Here is a 16,050-nt window from a genome sequence, read left to right on the forward strand (position 1 = left end):
TCTTTGACTTTTGACATGGTGTGTTTCAATCTAACGATCCGTAAGTTTGCATCTTCATTTAAATAACCTAAAGCGATTTATGAGTAAATTAAGAGTCATTCTGTTTACATTACTATCTTTGGCTATTACAGTTCGTGCACAGGAGAAGCAGATTGCCTTGCAATCTCCTAACGGAACCATCCAGGTTTTTGTGACACTTTCAGATAAGATTTATTATGCTGTTGCCATCAACAAGGATACCCTGCTGCAGAAAAATTATCTGGGTTTAACGTTGAAAGATGCAGGTACACTTGGAGAATTCCCTAAGTTACTGAGCGTAAAAAAGGGCAAGGGAACGGGCGTCCTAAAACCAGACGTGCCTTTAAAATTCTCGCTGGTCAGCAATTACTATAATTCCCTGGTATTAAACTTTAAGGGCGATTATTCAGTAGAATTCCGGGCATTTGATGAGGGAGTTGCCTATCGTTTTTTAACACGTAAAAAAGGGCAGGTGGATGTTTTGAACGAGGCGTTTGCCGTGAATTTCCCCGGGGATTACTTGCTTCACGTACAGCAGCCAGGAAGTTTTAAAACCGCTTATGAAGAATTTTATAGCCAGGTGAATTCAAAGGATTGGAAGGCCACAGACAAGATGTCGAATTTACCGATGCTTATTGATACCAGGAAACCATATAAGATCCTGATCAGCGAATCGGATCTTTCTGACTATCCGTGCATGTTCCTTAAAGGCGCAGGGAATAACGGTATTATATCTGTTTTTCCAAAAGCCCCCCTGGAATTTGGTGAAGATGGAGACCGGAGTCAGAAAATCCTGAAGGAAGCCGATTATATCGCCAGAACAGCGGGTACCAGGAGTTTTCCGTGGAGATATTTTGTCATTACGTCCAGCGACAAGCAATTGATAGAGAATACAATGACACTTAAACTTGCTCCTGCATCGCAGGTTAAAGATCCGGGTTGGATTAAGCCCGGGCAAGTGAGTTGGGAATGGTGGAATGATGCTGCTCCTTATGGCCCGGATGTGAATTTCGTATCTGGATATAATCTCGAAACTTATAAATACTATATAGATTTTGCTGCCAGATTTGGATTAAAATACATACTGATGGATGAAGGCTGGGCTATGAGTACAAGAGATCCTTTTACGCCTAATTCAAAGGTTGACGTTCACGAACTGATTCGCTACGGAAAAGAAAAAGGAGTGGGTATTTTATTGTGGTTACCCTGGCTTACCGTTCATGACCATATGGATTTGTTTAAGACTTTCCAGCAATGGGGTATTAAGGGTGTAAAGATTGATTTTATGGACAGGAGTGATCAGTGGATGGTTAATTTTTATGAGAAAGTTGCTGAAGAAGCTGCAAAGTATCAATTGTTAGTTGACTTTCATGGTGCTTTTAAGCCGGCAGGGTTGGAATATAAATATCCAAATGTAATCTCGTATGAGGGAGTCAGGGGGATGGAACAGATGGGAGGAGCGCTTCCCGGCAATAGTCTATATTTACCTTTTATGAGGAACGCCGTTGGTCCAATGGATTATACCCCGGGAGCCATGCTCAGTATGCAGCCGGAAGTATATAAGGCTGAGCGGCCTAATGCGGCAAGTATCGGGACCCGCGTTTATCAAATGGCTTTATATGTTGTATTTGAAAGTGGCCTGCAGATGCTTGCAGATAACCCGACTTTATATTACAGGAATCAGGAGTGTACGGAGTTCATTACGCAAGTCCCTACCACGTGGGATGAAACAAAGGCGTTGGAAGCTGAAGCTGGCGTAGTTGCGGTAGTAGCCAAACGTAAAGGGCAAACATGGTTTATTGGTGGTATTACGAATGGGAAAGAGAAGGAACGAAACATGGAGTTGAACTTTGATTTCCTGGAAAAAGGGAAGACTTATACAATGACCTATTTTGAAGATGGTATTAACGCCGACCGTCAGGCCATGGACTATAGAAAGAAGATGGTACAAGTTAAGTATGGCGATCATTTTAAGTTAAAAATGGCCAGAAATGGCGGGTTTGCTGCCATTATCAAATAAGGTGGTACTACACCGGGCTGAATTAAATAACGACTTAAGGGAGCTGTCTGAAAAGGACAGCTCCGTGAGGTCCCTCCCACCTGCATAAAGCAAAAAAGCCACACCTTTTTTAAGATGTGACTTTTATTTGCGGCGTGGAGGGGACAATGATCGAACCAGTTATTGGATGATCTAATTGAAATACAGTATTTTATAAGAGACGAACTTCTTTTAAGAAATCTGTAGGCCTTCCATGGGTGAAATAATTTTAACGCATAAACCTAAATTTTCCACTTAAATTGTTTTTGGAATGGATAATAAATTGATACAAGAAGAACAAGAGCCAGAGAGAAATAAAAGAGTGTAATATTTCCTCATCCTCGAATTGATACTACAACCCGGCTTAAAGATGCTAAATCATAACATGTCCAAATAAATATTCTTCAGCCATTTTAAGCTGCTTTTCGCGCAGGTTATGTGCTAATGCTAATAATCCAATCCCTATAAATTAATCCTGTAATACTCAATTTATTGCTCTAACTTTAACAAGGTTGCATTTGGCTTCTTCTGATTAAGTTTGGGTTTATTTTTCTTCCTCATGCCCTGTTTTTCAGGAGTATGAATATTTAATTAAAATTATATTTGTGAATATTTTTGTAGGTAATATAAGTGACAGAACAACTGAAGTTGAGATATGGTCTTTATTTGACCCATATGGAGTTGTATATAGTATTAATGTGGCTTATGATAAGTACAGTGGCCGTTCTAAAGGTTTTGCATTCGTTGAAATGCCAGACGATTCCAATGCAGTACTGGCAATTAAGGAATTGAATAATTCAGTAGTTGCTGGCCAGAAAATAGTCGTGTATGAGGCTCGCCCAAAACCTGAAAGACCAGAGAATAATCGTTTCTCCAGATCCGGCCCAGGCACTGGATTTAGACCCAGATACTAATAGGTGGATATTTTAAAACGTCGATTACCTTTATCTGTTAAGAAAGCAGAAGAGCAAAGTCGCAAAATACGTTAAGTAGTTTGTGACTTTGTTTTTACGTTTCTATGTACGGGATAGCAGCAGCCCTAGCTTATTTTTCTAATTATCTCCTTAATAAACCATCCAGGATGGGATATAGTAACAAGAGCAGTTGGTAGCTGCGTTTCGCCCATGAGGTGATGATGAAGATTTGTGTCATCGTGTTAGTTGTTTGAGATCGGAAACCTTAGCCTTTACGAGTTCTTCGGTCTGCATGAATAGTGCATTGCTTCAAAAGAAACCCTATCGTTCTGTAGTTTCCAGAGGATCTCTGTGACCCATGATCAGATACACTTTTTCTAAATCTATTTTGGCTGCACATTACTGTTGGCAGGGGGTAGGGGTAAGAATCTGTAATTACAAGTATCTTAGTAAGTGATACTTAGCTTTAATAAGGTAACATAAAAAACGAGAGAGCATTAATCGGAACTCGACTAAATGCTCGACTTAAAATAAAAAACCCGCGACAAGCGCGGGTTTCTTCGAGATTTTGCGGACCGGACGGGACTCGAACCCGCGACCTCCGCCGTGACAGGGCGGCATTCTAACCAACTGAACTACCGATCCTTGCTACCCATCAGCATTTCAGCCCTTGGGTATCCCCTTTCGGGGTTGCAAATATATAGATAATAATTTCAAATCACCAAATATTTCTCTTTTCCATTATAACAGGGCATATTTAGAGCGCCAACAGTAACTCGTCAATGATGATGACTTGTTGCTATAATTCCATCTGAAGGATTATTAACATAACAGGTATGTAGCACCTATGTTATGATATAAATTATTTTTTATCACCTTAAAAATTATAAAATATCAACAAAGGACGCTCATATTCAAAAAGTAATTTTATATTGCTGTTATAATGACGAGAGGATGCCACTTATCTGCATACCAACTGTCCACGTGTGAATATCAACCATAGAATAGCAGCAATTAATACCATTTAATTTTTTAGATCAATTATCACAGCGGTTTTTTAATACAGGGGTTAGCTAAATCGATTTTTAACAGGAGAGTGAACGGGTACACATCAACCAGGAATTGATAGAATTAATATCTACTTAATATTAGGCAAGTACATTTGCAGGGACTGTTATATTCCATTTATGTCAGGGCAGAAGAAAATATCTTTCCATAATATATCCGGTACGTCGCAGCAGGCGGCATTTGAGGCATCCGTAGCGATTTACTGGAATAAGCTGCTGGGCATTGCCGCAGCTAAGACCAACCCGCACGATGCATTTGACATTGTACAGGATGTGTTGTTATCATTATGGCAGAAGTGGGAGGAGGTTCCCAAGGATGAAACATTGGAATATTACCTGCTGAACGCACTTAAATTCCGGATATTTAAATATTACCGCACTAATGGCCGTTATCAGGCGCATCTGAAAAAACTGGAAGTATTGCTCAACGATACCCTGGAAACACCGGATGCCCTGGCACAGGAAAACCTGCATGGGCTTAAAGAAACAATTATGGAAGAAGCACTGGAAGTGCTTTCTCCCAGCCAGCGGCAACTATTTGTATTACGGGTAAAATATCATTACTCTTATCAGAAGATAGCACAACAACTCAGCATCGACCCCGGCTCTGCCAGGGTTTTATACAGCCGTGCGCTCAAACAGGTAAAGGCGCATATTAAGGCCAATCCTGCCCTGACAGCTTCATTAGTAACCTCTTTTGTATTGGTTACAATTCCTTAACATACCGCTTAGTTAACATTTTTTGATCTCCGGGTATTCAACTCTGAGATGGCACCAAAAAATTATCCCAGGGCCCAGGCCCTTTTAAAGAAATTTTATGAAGGGAAATGTACTCCCGAAGAACTGGCCTTATTAGACAGCTGGTACGATGGGCTGGGCGATATGCCGGAAGATATCCTGCCGGCAGATGCCAGCCATTACCAGCAACAGTTCCTGGAAAATTTCCGCAATAGCTTGCCCTCTGCCAGGATCGCCTGGTGGAAACAGCCGGTGGTTAAATGGGCCGCCGCTGCCAGTATAATATTAATGGTTGGCGCCGGGTATCTCTGGAAAAAAACAACAGCGCATACCTCCCAGTTGGCCTGGCATTATAATATGGTGACCAATGAAACCAATGTAGCTAAACTGGTAGTATTACCGGATAGTTCACATATATGGCTCAACACCGCCGCTACCCTGCGTTGGAGATCTGATTTCAATCAGCAGAACCGTAGCGTACAACTCACCGGAGAAGGCTTCTTTGATGTACAGGGGCAAACCGGGAAACCTTTTGTTATTCACACCCGCGACCTGGCCATCCAGGTATTGGGTACCCAATTCAACGTGGAAGCCTATGCGGCCGAAGGAATCAGCCGCGTATCGCTGGTAAAAGGAAAAGTAAAGGTACAGGCACGTAAATCCGATGCAACTGCAGCGGTACTAAAGCCAGGTACTACAGCCACTTATTTTAATGAAGACAAAGTACTGGGTGTGGCCTCTACCCCGGTAACTGATGTTGCTGCCTGGAGAAATGGCGCCTTCAACGCTATTGACCTTCCTTTCAAAGACGCGGTCACCCGCCTCTGTGCCGATTATGGCTACAGCGTGAAATGGGAAAATACCCAGGGCATCGACAAATACATTTCTGCCAGCTTTAAAAAGGAAAGCTTCGGGAAAATGCTCAACAACCTATGTTATATCAGTCGTAAACAATACCGTATTTCCAACAGACAGGTTACCATTTTTTAAAAAAGCGTGATCACTCCTGAAACAATCAAATCATGAAAATGAAATTTACCACTGCAGATCAGCACACCCGTGGCGGCGGGCCTGCTGTATCCCGGCTCAAACAATTCCTCCTGGTAGGATGTGCATTATTGCCTGCTACCATGGGATTTGCCCGGCAAAATGCATTGAATGAAAAAGTGAAACTGGATATCTCCAGGGCTTCCCTTTCCCAGGTGCTAGCTGCGCTAGGCTCACAAAGCAGCTTTACTTTCAACTATGTAAAGCAGGACTTCGACAAGATTATTGTCAACGACTTCAAGCCTGATAACATCACGTTGAATGAAGCCCTGAACCTGCTCCGGAACAAATCCGGCATCGAATACAGTGTGAGCGATAAAGCCATCCTGTTGAGAAAAGCTGAAAAAGATGGTGGAACAAAAAGTACGCAGGCCGTCACCACACGCAAAATTTCTGGTAGAATTACTACAGAGAATAAAGAACCTATTCCTGGCGTTTCTGTTTGGGTAAAAGGAACTAAGATCAGAACGGTTACCGATGCCGATGGAAAATATGAAGTAACGGTAGATAATGATAAAGCAGTGCTGAACTTCAGCTCTGTAGGATATGAAATGACTGAAGTGGCGGTTGGTACTTCCGATGTACTCAATGCAGTCATGAAAATCAGCAGCAGCGGCCTCAATGAGGTAGTGGTTGTAGGTTATGGTACTGCCAAAAAAGGTGACCTCTCCGCCGCCGTATCTGTTATTTCAGATATGAAAAAGCTGAAAGAACGCCCGGTAATGGATGTACCTAATATGTTACAGGGACAAGTGCCAGGCGTAACAGTTACCAGCAATGGCGGGCATACCAGCAATGCGAATAACATCGTTATCCGCGGGGTGGGATCCAAAAATGGGGAAAACGTATTGTACGTAGTAGATGGTGTACCCGGTGCACCTTTCAACCCGGCCGATGTTGAATCTGTAACAGTACTGAAAGATGCAGCTTCCGCAGCTATTTACGGTGCGTTTGCCGGTTCTGCTGGCGTTATCCTCATCACTACCCGCCAGGCCAGCAAAGGAATGCCTTCCGTGCAATACACTGGTTTTGTAGGTGCAAAAAATGCATGGCGCACTTTACAATCACTCACGGCAGAGGAAGAAGCCAAGGTATCTAACCTGGCACAAACTACCGCCGGTAACCAGCCTTTGGAAGGATGGGATCCCGCTAAAAATCCATATGGCGCCGTAACACGTACCGACTGGATGAGTGAAATTTTCCGCACCGGTATCGTACAAAGACATAACATCAGCGTAAACGCCGGTACCGATAAATTTTCTACCCTCTTCCAGGCCCGTTACGAAAACGAAGAAGGTACCCTGTTAAATACCTACAATAAAAATATTTCCTTAAGATTAAATGCCAACTACCAGTTTAACAAGCATGTGAAACTGCGCCAGGACATCTTCTGGAATAATAATGATAACAGAGATGCCGAAACTGCCAGCGGTTACACCGGTGTAATCACTTCCGCGATCTATATGCCCCGCTCTGCCACCCCTTACTATGCAGACGGAACATTTGGTGGCGTAGGCCCAAGAGATGGCGCTTACAATGGTATCTACGGCGACGTGGTAAACCCGGTAGCTACCCTGCTCAGAAACAGACCTTATAACAAGAGAAATGATCTGCAGTCAGTTACTGAATTAACCATTTCAGACATCATCCCGGGGTTGACTTATATCAACCGCTTTTCTTATCGCCAGCAAAATGGATTCTGGAAAAGTTTTACACCAAAAAGAACAGAACCTGGAAAGCCTAACAATCAAAACCAGTTAGATTATTCTGCCGATAAGAATTATAACTGGATCTGGGAAAATACCCTGAACTATAATAAGCTGATCAAACGCCATAGTATTGGCGCCATGGTATCCATGACCGCCCAGGAAAATGCACACCGTAATTTTACCGCTTCCGCTATGGGCTTCGAAAATGAAGCTGACTGGGCACAGTTCTTTACCAATGCCAGCATTTTTGACCGTACCTTCCCTTCTGACGAAGAATGGAAAGACAGGAACGTTTCTTATGTAGGTAGACTCTCCTATAGCTGGGCCGACCGCTATTTCGTTACTGGAAGCTACCGGTATGATGTAGCCGGTAGGTTAACAGAAGGATACCGCGGTAAAGGATTTCCCGGTTTAACAGCCGCCTGGAAAATCAGCTCTGAACCTTTCTTTAACGTGAAAGGAGTGGACCTCTTGAAAGTAAGGGCCAGCTGGGGTAGAATAGGTAATATTGGTTCTCTGCCTTACTACTACGGTTACGCCAAACTTAATCCTGATTATACTTACCAGATCGGGAATGGAGCACCACGCGTAAACTCACTGGCAATAGCCAATGCTTTTAATCCTACTCTTTCGTGGGAAACTTCTCAACAAACAGACATTGGTATCGATATCGCCTTGCTGAAACAACGTTTGAACATTACTGCCGATTACTTTGATAAACTGACCTACGACCTGATTAAACAACAAAACCTGGGATGGACCAACACATTTGGTCAGGGAGCTCCTTACATCAACCAGGGTAAAATCAGCAACAAAGGCTTCGAAGTAGCCGTTAACTGGCATGACAATATCGGCGCTGTAGGATACAACATCGGTGGTAATATTGCTACTTTAAAGAACAGGGTAACCTACATAGATGGTAATCCCAACTCTGCTTCCGTAGATAATGGCAACGCATACCGCGATGTATTAAGACCTTTCAGCTATACAGTAGGTCAGCCTATCAACGCTTACTGGTTGGTGAAAACTGCCGGTATATTCCAATCTGATGACGAAGCAAAGGCTTACACTGATAAGACTGGTAAGATGATCCAGCCAAATGCAAAAGCTGGTGACCTGAAATTCGTAGATCAAAACGGTGATGGCGTTATCAATGATGCGGACCGTGTTTATATGGGCAGTGCTTTCCCTAAACTCACCTACGGTTTTACCGCTGGTGTTACCTGGAAAAATTTCGACCTCACTATGTTCTTCCAGGGCGTAAGTGGTGTGAAACTGTTCAATGCCTTTAAAATGACCACCCTCAGTGGTTCTGAACAAGGCTACAACCGCTGGAATAAAATCCTGGATGCCTGGTCTCCTGAAAATAAAGGATCCGATATCCCCCGTATCAACGCTAACGATAATAACAAAAACTTCCAGACAAATTCTGACTGGTATCTCGAAAACGGTAACTACCTGAGACTGAAAAACTTGCTGATAGGTTATACGTTTAAGAAAATGAGCTGGAACCAGGGATTACGCGTATACTTCAGTGGCGACAACCTGCTCACCTTCACCAAATACTCCGGAATGGATCCTGAAGTAGGTGGCGTAGGTCTGGACGGTGGGCAGTTCCCGGTTTCCCGCGTATTTTCTGTAGGTGCAAATGTTAAATTCTGATCAAAGCAAACAGTATTATGAAAACGAAATTCAATCATATAGTTATACTGGCAGCTATGCTGATGGGCTCCAGCGCCTGTAACAAATGGGTAGATACCAAGCCTAACGGGGCGCCTACCACGGCCTACTTCTGGCAAAGTGATAATGATCTGAAAAAGGCGACGGCAGACATGTATGTGATCATGCGTAACGAGTCTACCTGGGGAAGAAACCTCTTCTGGGTACAGGACGCCAGCGACGACCTGATTGTGGGGCGCTCGAAAGCCGATGCAGCCAACATCAAAAACTTTATCCCCAGTGGTAGAGAAGGTTATCTGACCGGTGGCTGGAATGACCTGTACACCATGATCAACCGTGCTAACCAGGTAATTCAGAACGTGCCTACTTCTAAAAATACCACAGAAGCCGCCCGTAACCAGGCACTCGGTGAAGCTTACTTTATCCGCGGATTCGCACACTTCTGGGTAGCCTACGTATGGGGGCATAAAGACCAAGGCGTACCTTTTGATGGCCCTGAAAATGCCCAATTCGGGAAACGCATACCTCCACAGTTACCTTCTGTGAAAGATAACTATGCACAGGTGGTAAGCGACATGCAAAAAGCAGCCGACCTGTTACCTTTATTCGAAACCTATGGTGCAGATGACCAGGGTAGAGCACATAAAGCAGCTGCCTGGGGATATATGGTAAAAGCTTATGCTTACTGGGCACAGTTCGATCAAAGCAAATGGGCGCTGATCCCGGCACTTTGCGATAAGATCAAAACAGAAGGACACCGCGCACTTATTACCAACCAGCCTACTGGTTTACAGAACTATAAGGCAGTATTTACGATTGCCAACAACTGGAGCTCTGAGTATATGTGGTCTGTTACGTCTGGCGTACAGGGCGGTTCCGAATTCCCCGGCGTAGTACTGGAAAATACCGGATGGACCTTATTCAATGGTTGGGGATATTTCCAGCCTACCGAAGAACTATATGATGCGTACGAAGCCAACGATCCCCGTCGTGAAGCTACCATCCTGAAGTTCGGCGATAAATTCACTTACTTCGGATTGCCTTTCACTTATTATTCTACCAACAGCTTGTCCGGTTTCCAGATCAACAAGTATATGGAACCCTATTCCTACGGTAAAGATGGCGTGAGCAGCACCAATCCATATATTAATCAAAGCCCGGATTATCCAACTACTATGCTCAATCTCCCGCTGATGCGCTATGCGGAGATACTGCTCTTCAAAGCGGAAGCACTTATTCAGCAGGGTAAAAGCGGTGAAGCGGCAGGTCCGCTGAACGAAATCCGTGCCCGTGTAGGACTGGCGCCTATCGCCAATCCTACTATGGCTGATCTGAAGCACGAGCGCCGGGTAGAACTGGCTTGTGAGTGGACAGACCGCTTCCAGGACCTGAAAAGATGGGGAGATTATAATACGATCAATGCACCGCTGCATGGTCGCATTCACGCTAACAAGAAAGATCCTGCTTCTCCCTATACCATCCAGGAAGTATGGCCAAAACGCAACTTCGATCCTAACAAGCATATGGCATGGCCTATCAACCCGGATGAAGTAACCAATAGTAACGGTACATACAAGCAAACACCAGGCTGGTAAGATACAGTGAACGATATATAAAACGCGGATGCGGCAGGAACCCCTGCCGCATTCCTTTTTTTAGGGCATGGTATTCCCCGGAATTTTAAGTATTTTATGGTAGAATAAATTCCTATGCGAAAGAAATACATATTCCCCATAATCATGATCGGTATGATGAGCGTGGGCGTCAGCTGTTCTCATTCCGTCAGTAAAAAGATACCTGTATTTGCTGATACCACTATCATCGCTAATAAACCCCTGTTTAAAGACTTCATGGGCCTTAACGGGCATGTTACCTTTAAACCCGATTTATACGGAAAGGTATGCCGCCTGGTGCGCATGTATCATAACATCGACTGGGATGCCAAAGCCCCGGGCGATGCACTTAATATACCACATACGCTTAACCATATCAACTGGAAAGACGATGTATACGGCCCCTGGAAGCAGCATGGGTTTGAAACGGATATCTGTTTGCAGTTTCTCAGCCTTGGCGTAGGTAACCCGCAGTACAAAACGATTTGGGCCGGTAAGGAACAGTGGGGTTATGATTATGCCAAAGCCATGGCGGCCTACTTTGGCCCGTCCGGAAAAGAAAAATTATGTACTTCTTTCGAAATCGATAATGAACCAGGCAACCGGTTCGACCGTACCCTTTTTAGTACGCTTTTTAAGAAAATGGCGCAGGGCATCCGGGATGCCGATCCCCAAGCTAAGATAGTAACGCCGGCAGTAGTGGCAGGTAAGGGAGATGATTACTCACAGGGTTTGGATGACCGGTACCAGGATACGTCTGTGCTGCCCCTGTATGACGTTATCAATTTGCATACGTATCCCACGATGGAAAAGTCGGCTACCAATGAAAACAGCTGGAACAGGAGTTACCCGGAAGATAAGTCTTTACAATACCTCAAAGTAATTGACGATGGCATTGCCTGGCGCAATCAGCACGCACCGGAGAAAGAAGTATGGATTACCGAATTTGGCTATGATGCCTGTACACCGGAAGCCATGAAGCTGCGAAAAGACTGGGCATTGAAATTAAACTGGCAGGGCACTACCGATTTGCAGCAGGCCCAATACCTGGTGCGTTCTTTTATGGCATTTGCCGCCCGCGATGTGCAACGGGCATACCTGTACTATTATAACGATGACGATGAAGCCTCTTTTCATGCGGCTTCCGGGCTTACTCGCCACTTCGTTCCCAAAATGTCGTTTTGGGCGGTGAAACAACTATACGCCACGCTGGGAGCCTACCGCTTTCGACGCATTGTAAAACAGGAGGAAGCCCGGTTATACGTTTACGAGTTTGAGCAGGGCGATGATCCCAGCGCACGCATCTGGGTAGCCTGGTCGCCCACCGGCACGCCTACCAATAAAAAAGAGGGTTATCAGCCCAAATCAATCGCTGTAAAGCTGGATAACTTACCCGGATTGCCGGTCAGCGTTACGGGGATGGCCACCGCCGATGGCGTTGCGCCGGCTGTAAGCTTTACGGCTGCCGGCCCTGCGGCCATCACACTTACCATAGGCGAGAGTCCGGTATATATCAGTATGCCAGGAAAATAAAGTCAACAGATGTCCACCGGTTTTTTATATTCGTTACATGAATGAATTGAAGCATCCCTTGCCGGTACGCCGACCCTTTGTGCTATCAGGAGGCGGCGCCCGTGGTTACGCCCACCTGGGCGTTTTGAAAGCCTTTGCAGAACAAAATATTTTTCCCGAAGCCATTGCCGCCACAAGTGCCGGATCTATTGCGGCCGCGTTTATTTGTGATGGTTATACCACCGATGAAGTGAGAGAAATATTCCAACGGCATAAGCTGGGGCTGTCTATGCAATGGCGGAACTGGCGGGCCGGTTTCTTATCTCTCAAAAAAGTAGGAGAGGTACTGGAGAAAACACTGCGGCACAAAACATTTGATGGACTGGATATACCACTATATGTTACCGCCACCAACTTTGTAACCGGCGACCAGACCATCTTCCAGGAAGGCGCCATTATTCCAGCTGTATTGGCTGCATCTTCGGTACCATTACTGTTTCAGCCGGTACAAATTAATAACACGTACTACGTAGATGGCGGTTTGTCTGGTAACCTGCCCATAGAACCACTTTTGGCCGATTTCAGGCAGATTATCGGGGTACATGTTAACCCATTGACACCCTACAATCCAGCTGGCGGATTTTTAGCCAATGTGGAAAGAACCCTGCACCTCGCCATCCGCGAACCGGTGCTGAAAAACAGACAGCTCTGCAGCCAGTTCATAGAACCTGCCGCGCTGGGGCAGTTTGGCATGTTTGAATTTAATAAGCTGGAGAATATATATACTACCGGTTATGAATATACGAAAAAATTATTACTGGAACAGCCGGTACCATAAATAAATTCCAGTAAAACACAAAGCCGTATCCATGCAAAGATGTATACGGCTTTGTAATTTGTTGACAACAATGTTATATATTAGTCCTTGTCATGTCCACGTCCCCGGCCCCGGCCATTTCCACGCTCATCGCCCCGGTCATTTCCCCGGCCGTTTTTCCATCCATTATGATTACCATTGTCGCCTTTCCATTTGTAGTGCATCGGGTGGTCTTTGATTTCGTAATATCTTTCGTCCCGGCTATCCCTGATGATGGTTTGCTTTCCATACCATCCTTTATACCGGCCGTATCGTTCGCGATATATATCAGGATGAAGGTAAGGCCGCGGATCGTTCACTACCACCTTATAACCCCTGTATAAATCGTAGTGGTACCGGCCGGGCAATGCTGCACCGAACACCCATCTGCCACCATCTAAATAAATGAATTGTCGCTGTGGTATATTGTAGTAGGCGTCTATATCCGGGAAGTAATAGTATTGTGCATCGTCGTATCCTACCGGGCCCCATATCGGTTGACTGCCAATATTGATATTGATATTTGCCCTAACCTGGGCGCTTGCCTTATGTGTAGAAAGTACACCGGCAACCATCCACAAACAGGCAATAAATGCTATCTTTTTCATAATACAATGATTTAGATATAGGTGCTAAGCCAAATAAAATGCCAGTTTGCCAACAGCCAGGTACAGTACCATAGCGATCCTTCCCGGATCAGGCTGCACGGCGCTTTCAGGGGATTGTTAATTACTGTTATCGTGGTAGTACGCCGGAAAGATGATTTATATATGAATGAATAGTAATGAGATTTTGCACAAAGTTACTGAAATGACAACAGCCAGTTAACTACTTCAGCAGGATCGGCAATACTCCAGGAATGAGGATGTTTATTATGATTGGGGAGCCGGTAGCCCTTACCCTGTGTGGCAATAAACCGTGCATTGTTGTTGCCCAGTAAATGTAATTCATTGATCATGGCAGCGCCATCTACGGCATTGAGTGTACTGTAATCGAATGCCCGGTTTTGCATCCACCATTCAATATCAGGCTCGCTGTAAATAGTCACGGGGATGTTGCGTAATAATTTTACTGCTGCTTGCGTGGTGTCTGAAAAACTATACGGCGAAACCTCATGAAAGAAGGCCGTACCGGTTTTGGCGGTGGCTTGCATATACTGTTCCAGCCAACCTGCAATCATTTTTTGTTCAGGGTTTACCCGGCCGCCGGGTGCGAGTCGCAGGTTACGCTGCGCGGACTGATACATCCGTTCAAAATCCAGTGGGGCATCAATCGTGAAAACAGCTTTGGGTTGAACAGGAGCATTGTTTTTTACCTGCCATTCTGCAAACTTCATCACGCAAGCGCCTCCTGCGGAGAATCCGCCCAAGTAGAGGCTTTTACCCAATAATTGGTATTGCTGTATACAATAGTCCAGCATCTTTTTGAGCGATCGTTGTGTAGCGTCATCAATGGCCAAACCTGCATTCCCATTTTCCAGCACGGGGATAATGACGAGGATGCCTTTTTGTGCGGCAACCGCAGGAATGCCGGATTGTGCCAGCACATCCTGCGGTTGCTCAAAAGCACCCGGTACCAGGAGCAGGTAGCCGGTTGTTTTTACAGCAGTGGGTGGCAGTACTGCAATAAACTTGTTTTTAGTAGTATCGGATTGGGAGAGATAGATGGTTTGGGTGGTTTGTGCCATTCCATTAGTCAGGCAGCCCAGTAAAGAGAGCAGGGTTGTTATGCAGTACTTCCTCCAAAAGATACGCATCATAAGATCAAGTTTTCTGGTAATTATCTCTCCAACATAAAACATTCGCTAAGAAATACCAAATGTTCAGGATGCCATTTCAGTGGCCAGGGTGGTGCGGAATGCGTGCCGGTAAAAGCTGGGAGATATTTGCAGGTGCCGGATAAACACGCGTCGCATGGAAACTAAGTTACCGAGTCCGCATTTTTCGGCAATTTGTTCTGCGCTGAGATTGGTGTCTTCCAGGTATTGGCGGGCTACTTCTACCCGTAGTTTTTCCACAAATTTTGCCGGGGTAAGCTGGGTTTCTTTTAGAAAAACCCGGGCAAAGTTACGGGGGCTCATATTTACATGATCGGCCATATACTCCACCCGGATTTCGCGATCCAGGTTTTTTAGCAGCCATTCGCGGATACTTCTGATCAGCGGACTTTTGAGCTCAAAAGAAGGCAATAGGTTGCTGAACTGTGATTGATTGCCGGCACGCCGCAGGTGCAGCACCAGCTGGCGGGATACCTGCAAGGCTATTTCCCTGCCAAAATCTTCTTCTACCAATGCCAAGGAGAGATCCATGCCGGAGGTAACACCACCGGAGGTATAGATATTTCCGTCGCGCACAAAAAAGGGCGTACTGTCTACCGTTACCGAAGGATACGCCGCTTGCAGCCGGGTACAATGTTCCCAATGCGTGGTAGCGCGTTTGTTATGTAATAGCCCCGCTTTGGCCAGCACAAAAGCGCCTACGCAAACTGAACCCATTCTTCGGATGCCCGGGTAGTGTGCCGTGAGCCAGGTGAAAAACGAGGCAGGAATTTTATCCAGGCTGCCCAGGGAAACACCGGCAATCAACAGGGTGTCTATAGGAAAATTGATATCCGTTACACATATATCGCAGGCGATACGGATGCCGGATTTAGTGGCAATATGTTTGTTTTTCGTGACCGATGCCAGTATAATTTCATACCCCTTTTCCTCGCTGGCGATCTCTTTGGATGCAATAGAAAATACATCAGCAGGACCTGCAATATCCAATAGTAAGATACCAGGCGTGGCAACGATGACCACCGTTTTTTTAGCAGAAGAGCGGGATCTGGACATAGGTAACAAAAATAACAAAAACAAT

General features: G+C 45.1%; 12 protein-coding genes and 1 tRNA gene. 9 read left to right on the forward strand and 4 right to left on the reverse strand.

Annotated features, from left to right (window positions below):
* Nucleotides 1–79 precede the first annotated feature (79 nt).
* The gene (locus HGH90_RS14150) at nt 80–2,038 is read left to right on the forward strand and encodes a glycoside hydrolase family 97 protein (protein WP_169191361.1); all 1,959 of its coding nucleotides are present in this window, start codon (nt 80–82) and stop codon (nt 2,036–2,038) included.
* 623 nt (nt 2,039–2,661) lie between these two features.
* On the forward strand, nt 2,662–2,970 hold the full coding sequence (locus tag HGH90_RS14155) for an RNA recognition motif domain-containing protein (RefSeq protein WP_168762054.1): 309 nt from the start codon (nt 2,662–2,664) through the stop codon (nt 2,968–2,970).
* A 571-nt stretch (nt 2,971–3,541) separates the two neighbouring features.
* On the opposite strand, the gene HGH90_RS14160 is transcribed toward HGH90_RS14155, so the two are convergent.
* Nucleotides 3,542–3,615: transfer RNA gene (locus HGH90_RS14160), tRNA-Asp, on the reverse strand.
* A 542-nt stretch (nt 3,616–4,157) separates the two neighbouring features.
* Here HGH90_RS14160 and HGH90_RS14165 point away from each other — a divergent pair.
* From HGH90_RS14165 to HGH90_RS14190, 6 genes are all read left to right on the forward strand, one after another.
* On the forward strand, nt 4,158–4,757 hold the full coding sequence (locus HGH90_RS14165) for an RNA polymerase sigma factor (protein ID WP_168762055.1): 600 nt from the start codon (nt 4,158–4,160) through the stop codon (nt 4,755–4,757).
* 48 nt (nt 4,758–4,805) lie between these two features.
* On the forward strand, nt 4,806–5,765 hold the full coding sequence (locus HGH90_RS14170) for a FecR family protein (protein ID WP_168762056.1): 960 nt from the start codon (nt 4,806–4,808) through the stop codon (nt 5,763–5,765).
* A 32-nt stretch (nt 5,766–5,797) separates the two neighbouring features.
* The gene (locus HGH90_RS14175; RefSeq protein ID WP_248277009.1) at nt 5,798–9,193 is read left to right on the forward strand and encodes a SusC/RagA family TonB-linked outer membrane protein; all 3,396 of its coding nucleotides are present in this window, start codon (nt 5,798–5,800) and stop codon (nt 9,191–9,193) included.
* Between the two features lie 17 nt (nt 9,194–9,210).
* A complete protein-coding gene (locus HGH90_RS14180) occupies nt 9,211–10,806 on the forward strand; it encodes a RagB/SusD family nutrient uptake outer membrane protein (protein WP_168762057.1) in 1,596 nt (531 codons plus the stop codon).
* A gap of 114 nt (nt 10,807–10,920) precedes the next feature.
* Nucleotides 10,921–12,357: a hypothetical protein gene (locus HGH90_RS14185; RefSeq protein WP_168762058.1), complete on the forward strand. Its 1,437-nt coding sequence runs from the start codon at nt 10,921–10,923 to the stop codon at nt 12,355–12,357.
* Between the two features lie 37 nt (nt 12,358–12,394).
* Complete coding sequence (locus tag HGH90_RS14190; protein WP_168762059.1) at nt 12,395–13,174, forward strand: patatin-like phospholipase family protein; 780 nt, start codon at nt 12,395–12,397, stop codon at nt 13,172–13,174.
* An 80-nt stretch (nt 13,175–13,254) separates the two neighbouring features.
* On the opposite strand, the gene HGH90_RS14195 is transcribed toward HGH90_RS14190, so the two are convergent.
* Complete coding sequence (locus HGH90_RS14195; RefSeq protein ID WP_169191362.1) at nt 13,255–13,800, reverse strand: hypothetical protein; 546 nt, start codon at nt 13,798–13,800, stop codon at nt 13,255–13,257.
* A gap of 21 nt (nt 13,801–13,821) precedes the next feature.
* Here HGH90_RS14195 and HGH90_RS14200 point away from each other — a divergent pair, with 21 nt between their 5' ends.
* A complete protein-coding gene (locus HGH90_RS14200; RefSeq protein ID WP_168762061.1) occupies nt 13,822–13,974 on the forward strand; it encodes a hypothetical protein in 153 nt (50 codons plus the stop codon).
* A 20-nt stretch (nt 13,975–13,994) separates the two neighbouring features.
* On the opposite strand, the gene HGH90_RS14205 is transcribed toward HGH90_RS14200, so the two are convergent.
* Together HGH90_RS14205 and HGH90_RS14210 are read right to left on the reverse strand one after the other, a co-directional pair.
* Nucleotides 13,995–14,951: a hypothetical protein gene (locus HGH90_RS14205; protein WP_169191363.1), complete on the reverse strand. Its 957-nt coding sequence runs from the start codon at nt 14,949–14,951 to the stop codon at nt 13,995–13,997.
* Between the two features lie 63 nt (nt 14,952–15,014).
* The gene (locus tag HGH90_RS14210) at nt 15,015–16,025 is read right to left on the reverse strand and encodes a GlxA family transcriptional regulator (RefSeq protein ID WP_168762063.1); all 1,011 of its coding nucleotides are present in this window, start codon (nt 16,023–16,025) and stop codon (nt 15,015–15,017) included.
* Nucleotides 16,026–16,050 lie beyond the last annotated feature (25 nt).

Source organism: Chitinophaga sp. Ak27 (assembly GCF_012726295.1).
Classification (GTDB): Bacteria; Bacteroidota; Bacteroidia; order Chitinophagales; family Chitinophagaceae; genus Chitinophaga.

What these genes read in the sequence shown, in the direction of transcription:
- HGH90_RS14165 (WP_168762055.1), top strand. Translation starts at nt 4,158, where the DNA reads ATGTCAGGGCAGAAGAAAATATCTTTCCATAATATATCCGGTACGTCG.
- HGH90_RS14205 (WP_169191363.1), bottom strand. Translation starts at nt 14,951, where the DNA reads ATGATGCGTATCTTTTGGAGGAAGTACTGCATAACAACCCTGCTCTCT.
- HGH90_RS14190 (WP_168762059.1), top strand. Translation starts at nt 12,395, where the DNA reads ATGAATGAATTGAAGCATCCCTTGCCGGTACGCCGACCCTTTGTGCTA.
- HGH90_RS14170 (WP_168762056.1), top strand. Translation starts at nt 4,806, where the DNA reads ATGGCACCAAAAAATTATCCCAGGGCCCAGGCCCTTTTAAAGAAATTT.
- HGH90_RS14180 (WP_168762057.1), top strand. Translation starts at nt 9,211, where the DNA reads ATGAAAACGAAATTCAATCATATAGTTATACTGGCAGCTATGCTGATG.
- HGH90_RS14195 (WP_169191362.1), bottom strand. Translation starts at nt 13,800, where the DNA reads ATGAAAAAGATAGCATTTATTGCCTGTTTGTGGATGGTTGCCGGTGTA.
- HGH90_RS14210 (WP_168762063.1), bottom strand. Translation starts at nt 16,025, where the DNA reads ATGTCCAGATCCCGCTCTTCTGCTAAAAAAACGGTGGTCATCGTTGCC.
- HGH90_RS14175 (WP_248277009.1), top strand. Translation starts at nt 5,798, where the DNA reads ATGAAAATGAAATTTACCACTGCAGATCAGCACACCCGTGGCGGCGGG.
- HGH90_RS14150 (WP_169191361.1), top strand. Translation starts at nt 80, where the DNA reads ATGAGTAAATTAAGAGTCATTCTGTTTACATTACTATCTTTGGCTATT.
- HGH90_RS14185 (WP_168762058.1), top strand. Translation starts at nt 10,921, where the DNA reads ATGCGAAAGAAATACATATTCCCCATAATCATGATCGGTATGATGAGC.